This is a genomic window from Mariniphaga sp., assembly GCF_041687215.1.
Lineage (GTDB): Bacteria > Bacteroidota > Bacteroidia > Bacteroidales > Prolixibacteraceae > Mariniphaga.
The window spans coordinates 40,815-46,836 of record NZ_JAWLCI010000038.1 but is presented as its reverse complement, the minus strand read 5'-3'; the positions used below and the strand labels follow the sequence as shown (position 1 = coordinate 46,836).

Below are 6,022 nucleotides of genomic sequence, written 5' to 3'. Positions count from 1 at the left end.
AATTTTTACAAATACTTTCACATTCAAAGATATAAAACTAACGGTGGAAGTTCAAGTTTTATGTGACGAATAATTCCTGCCGGTAAATACTGGAATCCTTATTTAGTAAGAAATGTTGGAGGATTTCGATGTAAACTTTTAATTGAACTTTTCGTTATTTAAAGTTGAAATGGTTAAAATTACATCATGATTTTTTAATGAAATTTTTCAGTGTTAACGGATAAAAATGAATATGAAAAGATTACTGATTTCTGCCTTGCTTTTGATTGGTATTTTTCAAATGAATGCAAATGCGCAGCAAAAATTTGAAAAGGAAAGTCGCCTCAAACCGGATGATTTTCCAAAGAAAGCACTGCAGTTTATAGAAGCAGTTGAAATGGAAACCAACTGGAAATGGTATTTCGAAGAGAACCTGCAGGGAAATTCTGTTGAGGCAAAAACGAAGCATCAGGGGAAAAGGTACAGCGTTGAGTTTGATACGTCCGGCAAAATTCAGGATGTGGAGGTTGAAAAAAGCTGGCAAGAAATGGATGAACCATTGCGAAGTAACATTTTGCAGGCTTTGGATTCCATATTTAACAGTCATAAAATAGATAAAATACAGATTCAATATTCTGCCGAGAATCCTGTTTTACTTGCAATACTCAATAACAAAACTGACTTTTCCAATTTCAAAGTTCAATATGAAATCGTGGTAAAAGGGAAAAAAACCGGTCGGCCAAAACTTTATGAGTTAACCTTTACCGAAAACGGAGAATTGCTTGAATCCTCAGAAATTATTTTCAGAAACACAGATAACCTTGAATACTAAAATGAGATATTTTATTACCCTGCTTTTGCTTGTCTTGTTTATTGGGAAAACGACTGCCCAGGATACATACCTTTTGGGAACACTTCCATCCCTAAATCTGAACAAAGGAATTAACAGCAACTGGAGTTTAAATTTGAAAGCCGAATCAAGACTACGTTTAATGCAGGGAGAATTTGGTGGAAATTCCACGTCGGACATGCATTTGCAACTCGCAGATTTTGCACTGACCACCTCCCGGAAAACCGGCCTGAACAACGCACTTGCGGGCGGTTACCTTATTCGGTTGAGGGGAGAACAAACTTTTCACCGCTTCATTCAGCAATTCACTATTGTAAAACGGTATGAATCCTTTCGTATGGCACACAGGTTTTCATCCGATCAAACATTTAACAGCGATAATCCCTGGGAACTCAGACTTCGCTACAGAATTACTGCCGAAATTCCCTTAAACGGCCAGTCGGTCGATCCGGGCGAATTTTACCTGAAGTTGAATAACGAATACCTGAATAGCTGGCAGGAGGGTGAACCTGATATGGAAATCCGCGTGGTTCCTTTGGCCGGTTTTGAGTTTACCGATAACAACAAATTGGAGTTTGGGCTCGATTACAGACTATCGTCATTTATCGACGGAAGTTCCCGTAACAGCTTCTGGTTTAATATTGGCTGGTATTTAAAGGTTTAATCCTACTTCTTTTTTTTAAAATTATCTATCGTTTTTTAATTTGGAAGATTTATGTTGTATTTATTCAATGAATCTCTTGAATAATTGAATTAGAGAATTATCTTTGTGGCAATTCATAAAAAAATTACTATGAAAGGTCGCGAATTTAAAGATGCCATGTACGACGGTCTTGCAAAATTAATGAAAGCCCTTGCCAATCCTGCACGACTCGAAATAATAGAGATGCTTTCGCAGGGCGAAAAAAGCGTGGAAGGGGTTGTGGAAGCTACCAACCTGACAGTGGCCAACGCCTCGCAACATTTGCAGGTACTCAAAAACAACAACATCGCAAAATCGCGAAAAGAGGGTCATTACGTTTATTATTCCCTTGTGAATAATGAATTTCTTGCACTTTACCAACATATTACAAAATATGCAGTAAGCGAAATTGCCGAACTGGAAAAAACGCTCAACCGGCAGCGGGAAGACAACAAAGCGCTCAACTCAGTAAGCCTTGATGAACTGGAGACGATGATTCACAACAAAAATGTGTTGTTGATGGATGTACGGCCTTCGGCTGAATACGAATTCGACCATATTACCGGAGCGGTTTCCGTGCCAATGAAAGAGCTGTTGTGCTGCCTGAAAGATTTTTCGAAAGAGCAGGAAATTATTGCCTATTGCCGGGGACCATTCTGTGTTTTGGCCGATGAAGCGGTGCGTGTACTTTCCGAAAACGGGTTTAAAGTCAGGAGATTAGACGAAGGCTATCCTGAATGGAAAATGAGGCAACTGGAAAAGGAAATCCACTGAAATATTGGTAGCAAACAATTTCAAATATAGAATTCAGCTTTAATATAAAATAAATTAACGATGAAAAAATACCTGGCAATAATCATAATAACAGTGTTTTTCACACCAAATAAAGGCGAAGCTCAGAATAAAATAGATATCGGTTTTTGGACCCAGGCCTGGTACCAGCATGTTGAAAATGGCAAAGGAGAAAACAACCTGAACGATTTTATGCTTCGCAGGGGCTACCTTTCAGTTAAAGGGCAACCCACTGATTACCTTAGTTTTTTCACCCACATTGCTGTTGACCGGTTTGGACAGGATGGCCTGGACAATCCATCGATGGGACTCGGCACAGGTCTGACTTTCCGCGATTTGTGGATAACACTGGACCTGCATGAAAGTTTCAAAGTTCAGGCAGGGCGAATGTATGTTCCGCTTACCCGAAACTACGGCACAACTTCCACCAAGTCGCTTTTAACCACCGACCTCTCATTTATGCAGGGCGGAATTCGTGGCACAATTTTTTACACCAGCAAAGTAGGAAGGGACGACGGAGTTACGATTTGGGGCAATCCTTTCGATGGCCTGTTTCAATACCGGTTCATGGTTTCTGAAGGAGTGGAAAGCAGCATCAACCCGGAGGATAATTTGCGTGTGGTTGCCCGAGGGGTTTTAAATCTGCTGGAACCCGAAACAGGCTGGTTCAACCAGGGTACCTACCTTGGCCAGAAAAAAGTGCTGAGTATTGGTGCTGCTTTCGATGCGCAAAACAACCTGACCTTGAATAACGAGCCGGGGCAAGACAATTTTATCTGGACTGTAGATGCATTTTTTGACCATCCGGTTGCCAATGGCGCAGTAACCGCAGAAAGCGCTTACATCAACATTAAAAACAGTACCCAGGCGAACAGTTTCGCCCAGTTTGTTCCTTCCGATGATGCCGGGCTTTTTTACATCCAGGCCGGCTATTATTTCAGTAATCCGGTTGCGGTGGGGAATTTTCAGCCCTATTTCCGGTACGAAACGGTTTCTGTGGAACAAAAGGAGCATACCGATATTTTCAGCGGTGGATTTAACTATTATCTCAAAGGGCACAATGCCAAACTCAGCCTGGATTATACAATGATTGATTATTCAGAATTTGAAAACCAAAATATTTTTACTGTCCAACTCGCTGTTGGAATATAGATATTCATCTTATGGAAAAGCCAATTTATCTTGATTATAACGCCACCACGCCCGTCGCCCCGGAAGTAGCAGAAGAAATGTGGCCATACATCCAAAACCACTTCGGAAATCCTTCCAGCAATTCTGGTATTGGAAGGCACAACAAGGAGGCCATTGAAAAGGCGCGGATGCAGGTGGCAAACCTTATTGGCGCATTTCCCGGAGAAATTATTTTCACCAGTGGCGGCACCGAATCGAATAATCACGCCATTCGCGGTGCTGTTTTTGTCAACTTGGAAAAAGGGAAACATATAATCACATCGCAGGTGGAACATCCGGCAGTTACAGAGGTTTGCAACTATTTGGAGAACCAGGGTTGCGAAATTACCTGGCTCCCGGTTGATGCCTTCGGGAAAGTAAACCCGGCGGATGTTGAAAAAGCAATCCGTCCCGACACGGTGCTGATTACCATTATGCACGCCAACAACGAAGTGGGCACCATTCAGCCTGTAAAGGAAATTGGAGAGATTGCCAAAAAGCATGGCGTGCTTTTTCATACCGATGCGGCACAATCGGTTGGCAAAATTGAAACCGATGTCAATGAAATGGGTGTTGATTTGCTTTCGATTGCCGGACATAAATTGTATGCGCCCAAAGGCATCGGCGCCCTGTATATTCGGAATGGCATGAAACTGGAGAACCTGATTTTTGGTGCCGGCCAGGAACGCGGATTGCGCCCCGGAACCGAAAATGTACCCTACATTGTTGCTTTGGGAAAAGCCTGTGAACTGGCCGGAGAAAATCTGGACACAAACAACAGGCATCTGTTTGAAACGCGGCAGCGCTTGCTCGACGGATTGAAAGAAAAATGCCGGACAACCATTCAACTGAATGCCGACCTGAATAACTGCCTGCCCAACACGCTGAGCATCGCCTTTGAAAAAGTGGACGCGCACACGCTTGCTTCGCTGGTCAGTAAAAAAGTGCTGTTTTCAACCGGTTCGGCCTGCCATGCCAACTCGGTAGAAATTTCGCCGGTGCTGAAAGCGATGCAGGTAAACCCGCTCACCGCAGCCGGAACCGTGCGTATTTCAACAGGGAAATACACAACAAAAGATGAAATCGACCAGGCTGTGGAAATCATTTCGGAAACCGTAAATAAATTAGTATAAATCAAATTAATAACTCAATTTTTATGAAAAAAACAATCTTTTCGCTAACCATTGTTTTGCTGATGCTGTCAGGCAGTATTTCGGCACAGGAACAGTTTAATCCGCAACCACAGAAGCAGAAACATTCACCCACATCCATCGGAATGGTGATTTACTCCAACGATGTGGAAACCACCTGGAACGCTTTCCGGCTGGCTAACCACTCAGTAAATCAGGGCGACACCGTTCAGGTTTTTCTCCTTGCCAAAGGAGTGGAAGTAGATAACCTGGTGAAAGAAAACAAAGATTTGGAAGAACAGGTCGATGCCTTTCTGGAAAAAGGCGGAGAAATTCAGGGTTGTGGCACTTGTTTGCAAAGCCGGAATATGGATGGACCCCAAATCTGTACCTTTTCGTCGATGGCCGATTTGTACGCATTAGTGAGGAAAAACAAAATTGTATTAACATTTTAACAGGAAAAAAAATGAAAGACGAGACGACACCGGAAAAAATGATTGAGATGTTTACCCATAAAATTTCAAGTAAACAACCCATCGAAAAGGTAATTGAAAAAGTTCCCGCAGCGTGCGAAGAAAAAAAGTTTGCATTGCTCAAAACGTATGTTTATCATGATATTGTTGAAAGCAAAGGTTTTCCCATCGACAGAAAAGTATGGATTTATGAAATTTGCCAGGCAAAAACGGCAGCTTCCATGTTAACTGAATTTCCCCATTTTGCCATTTTTATGCCCTGCAAACTGGCCATTTATGAAGATAAAGGGGAAACTATCATTTCAACCATGAACATGGAAATTATGCTGAACGCAGTAAGTTCCAATCCTGAACTTTTTAAAGATACAACCACTCTTTTCAACACGTTAAAATCTTTAATGGATTCAATTTCATAAAAAACAAATTATAAATTTTAAAACAAAAAGAAATGCAGAAAATTTTGATTTTAATAAACGACGGGCCATACGGAACAGAGAAAGCTTACAACGGATTACGTTTGGCCAACCAGTTGAACAAAGCCCACGAAGATGTGGAAGTACGGATTTTTTTAATGGCCGATGCAGCCTCCTGCGCGGTGGCCGGACAAACCACACCAAACGGCTATTACAACATCGAGCGGATGATGAAGTTTTCCATTAACAAAGGCGCCAAAGTAAAAATCTGCGGTTCGTGCGCCGATGCCCGTGGATTGAAAAATGCCCCGCTCATCGAAGGAACTGAAATCAGCACCATGGCCGAATTAACCGAATGGGTTGCAGACAGCGACAAGGTGATTACTTTCTGACAGCATGAGATACAAGGAGATTGAATCTGAAAAGGCATTGGTCGGTTTGCTGGAAAATAACCGGGAAATTGTTTCCTATGCTTTTCAGCATTTGGATTTTGGCAAAGTGGAGCAACTGGCCAAAGACAAAATTTTTTAAAT

The 6,022-nt window shown here is 42.1% G+C and carries 9 protein-coding genes; all 9 read left to right on the top strand.

Annotated elements, in window-relative coordinates; translation table 11 throughout:
- Positions 1-226 precede the first annotated feature (226 nt).
- The 9 genes from ACESMA_RS13715 to ACESMA_RS13675 all read left to right on the top strand — a co-directional run bounded on the left by ACESMA_RS13715 (position 227) and on the right by ACESMA_RS13675 (position 6,020).
- Positions 227-811, top strand: a complete 585-nt coding sequence (locus tag ACESMA_RS13715) for a hypothetical protein (protein ID WP_372949407.1) — start codon at positions 227-229, stop codon at positions 809-811.
- A gap of 1 nt (position 812) precedes the next feature.
- On the top strand, positions 813-1,493 hold the full coding sequence (locus tag ACESMA_RS13710; protein WP_372949406.1) for a DUF2490 domain-containing protein: 681 nt from the start codon (positions 813-815) through the stop codon (positions 1,491-1,493).
- Between the two features lie 129 nt (positions 1,494-1,622).
- Positions 1,623-2,285 (top strand): metalloregulator ArsR/SmtB family transcription factor, encoded by a 663-nt coding sequence (locus ACESMA_RS13705; RefSeq protein ID WP_372949405.1) that lies wholly within the window; start codon positions 1,623-1,625, stop codon positions 2,283-2,285.
- A 60-nt stretch (positions 2,286-2,345) separates the two neighbouring features.
- Complete coding sequence (extI, locus tag ACESMA_RS13700; RefSeq protein WP_372949404.1) at positions 2,346-3,455, top strand: selenite/tellurite reduction operon porin ExtI; 1,110 nt, start codon at positions 2,346-2,348, stop codon at positions 3,453-3,455.
- An 11-nt stretch (positions 3,456-3,466) separates the two neighbouring features.
- On the top strand, positions 3,467-4,606 hold the full coding sequence (locus tag ACESMA_RS13695) for a cysteine desulfurase family protein (RefSeq protein WP_372949402.1): 1,140 nt from the start codon (positions 3,467-3,469) through the stop codon (positions 4,604-4,606).
- 23 nt (positions 4,607-4,629) lie between these two features.
- Positions 4,630-5,058 (top strand): DsrE family protein, encoded by a 429-nt coding sequence (locus ACESMA_RS13690; protein WP_372949401.1) that lies wholly within the window; start codon positions 4,630-4,632, stop codon positions 5,056-5,058.
- 11 nt (positions 5,059-5,069) lie between these two features.
- Complete coding sequence (locus ACESMA_RS13685; protein ID WP_372949400.1) at positions 5,070-5,492, top strand: DUF302 domain-containing protein; 423 nt, start codon at positions 5,070-5,072, stop codon at positions 5,490-5,492.
- Positions 5,493-5,524: 32 nt separating this feature from the next.
- Positions 5,525-5,881: a DsrE/DsrF/TusD sulfur relay family protein gene (locus ACESMA_RS13680; RefSeq protein ID WP_372949399.1), complete on the top strand. Its 357-nt coding sequence runs from the start codon at positions 5,525-5,527 to the stop codon at positions 5,879-5,881.
- Between the two features lie 4 nt (positions 5,882-5,885).
- On the top strand, positions 5,886-6,020 hold the full coding sequence (locus ACESMA_RS13675; protein WP_372949398.1) for a hypothetical protein: 135 nt from the start codon (positions 5,886-5,888) through the stop codon (positions 6,018-6,020).
- Positions 6,021-6,022 lie beyond the last annotated feature (2 nt).